Source organism: Cupriavidus sp. SK-4 (assembly GCF_000611125.1).
Classification (GTDB): Bacteria; Pseudomonadota; Gammaproteobacteria; order Burkholderiales; family Burkholderiaceae; genus Cupriavidus; species Cupriavidus necator.
In genome coordinates this window covers 1-2,146 of the sequence record NZ_JFJW01000049.1, presented here as the reverse complement: position 1 = coordinate 2,146, position 2,146 = coordinate 1, and the positions used below count along the sequence as shown (strand labels likewise).

The window sequence follows — 2,146 nt, the reverse complement described above, 5'->3', positions numbered from 1 at the left end:
CGGCGACCGCGCCGGAAGCGCAGGGCGACGGTCAGGGGCAAGCTCAGCAGGATGAGCGGGGCAAAGAACAGGGCGACGAGCCGGGCGCGGCGCTACCCAACCATCAGGACGAAGGCAACGACAGCAGTGACGGCAGCGATGACAGCAAAGACTGAGCGGGCGGACGCGATTCCGCTGGATCCAGGCGCAGACGGGCGTAGGCGAGAAGCGAACGACACGCAAGAGACAAGGTCTCACCGTCCATGGGATAAGGCAGCGTCTGCACCTGCAGTGACTGCAATGAAGGAGTACAAATTGGCCCCAAAACAAGTGGTTGGCCCCCTTGTCGCGAGCAAGGCGACGGACGGATTGGGTCAGATGGAGATTCCCATCGCTGAGGCGATGCGCGACGCGGATCCCGTCATGGGTGACGCCCGTGACGCAGGCGTCGGTCGTGGCAGCGTTGACACGCAGGCCCGACGCATGGACTTCTGGTCGACCAGCCGGGATAGCGGCCCGACGGCGACCGTGTCCTATCGGCGCCGGCGGCCTTACACCGCCCCGGGCGCTGCGACGGGAGTCGTGGCACCGGAAGCATCGCGGGAAGCCGCCGCCTCGGCAGCGTTGAGGGAATCTGATGTGCCGGAAGCGCCCATTGCAGCCATGCCCTCGGCAGCGCCCCCTGAAGCCGTGGCCGACGCTCCGGTTGAAGTCCTGGCCACGGACGAACCGACGGAAGCTGCCGCCCAGGACGAACTGACCGAGACGGCCGCCCCGGTCGCACCGCTTGACGCCCCAGTTCCGGAAGCTGCGCCGGAAGGGACGCGGGCCCCGAAGCGCGGTCGAAGGTCGAAAGCGCTCAACGAAACTGCCGCTCCAAAAGCAGCGCCGGAAGAGACGCGGGCCCCGCAGCGCGGTCGGAAGCCAAAAGCGCTCACCCAAACTGCCACTCCGGAAGCTGCGCCGGAAGGGACGCGGGCCCCGAAGCGCGGTCGAAGGTCGAAAGCGCTCAACGAAACTGCCGCTCCAAAAGCAGCGCCGGAAGAGACGCGGGCCCCGCAGCGCGGTCGGAAGCCAAAAGCGCTCACCCAAACTGCCACTCCGGAAGCTGCGCCGGAAGAGACGCGGGCCTCGCAGCGCGGCCGGAAGCCGAAAGCGCTCACCGCAACTGCCACTCCGGCAGCAGCGCCGGAAGAGACGCAGGCCCCGCAGCGCGGTCGGAAGCCGAAAGCGCTCACCGAAACTGCCGCTCCGGAAGCGGCGCCGGAAGAGACGCGGGCCCAAAAGGGCGGTCGGAAGCCGAAAGCGCTCGCCGAAACTGCCACTCCGGAAGCTGCGCGGGAAGAGACGCGGGCCCCGAAGCGCGGTCGCAAGCCGAAAATCCTGGCTGAAGTTGCCGCTCCGGAAGTCACGACTCAAGCGACCCCAACCCGGAAGCGCGGGCCGAAGCAGAGAACACTGCCTGGCGTGGAGGCTGCCCCGGAAGCGCCGACTCGGAAGACGCGAACCCGGAAGCCGCGACAGGAGCAAAAAACGCCTACCGCCACCCAACGCCCGTCCCAATCCTCACTGCTCGCTCAACTGGCCTCTGTCAATGCGCAACTTGAGCAGTTGCGAGCCGCGGTGCCAAAGGTCGTGGAGGAGATTCGGCAGTGGATGCAGGAGTACGACCTCAGCATGGAGGACATTGCGGGCCAGCCCAGTGTTGAGCCCGCTGCCCGCGCTGTGCCGAGCAAGAGGAAGGCCGCGCCGCCTCCGAGGTACCGCAACCCGAAGACGGGCCAGACCTGGTCGGGGCGCGGTCGGGCTCCCGCGTGGATGGGCAAGAAGCCCGAGCGTTTCCTCATCGATCGCTTGTCCTGAACGACAGGTTGGCGGGCGCGGCCGGTCCGCCCCCATTCTGACTTCTAGCAAACTCGGCAGGCCGGAAGTTCGGCGGCCACTGCGCAGGAAGCCCAAGGGGAAGAGCCGGGCAACGAGCCGGGGGCGGCGGCGCTGCCTAACAACCAGGACGAAGGCAACGACAGCAGTGACGGCAGCGATGACAGCAAAAACTGAGCGGGCGGACGCGATCCGCTGGATCCAGGCGCAGATGGACGACTACGGGCTCACCCTCGAAGAGCTCGACGCGGCGGGGTGCCTCGCGCCGCCGCCGCCCCCACCCGAG

1 protein-coding gene and 1 pseudogene are annotated in these 2,146 nt (G+C 67.8%); both read left to right on the top strand.

All coding sequences use genetic code 11. The annotated features are described in order from the left end of the window. Window positions 1-357: 357 nt before the first annotated feature. Entirely contained in the window at window positions 358-1,842 is a 1,485-nt protein-coding gene (locus CF68_RS38205; RefSeq protein ID WP_235205716.1) for an H-NS family nucleoid-associated regulatory protein, read from the top strand. 178 nt (window positions 1,843-2,020) lie between these two features. Continuing rightward, a pseudogene (locus tag CF68_RS38200) lies at window positions 2,021-2,146 on the top strand (H-NS histone family protein); the annotation flags it as partial.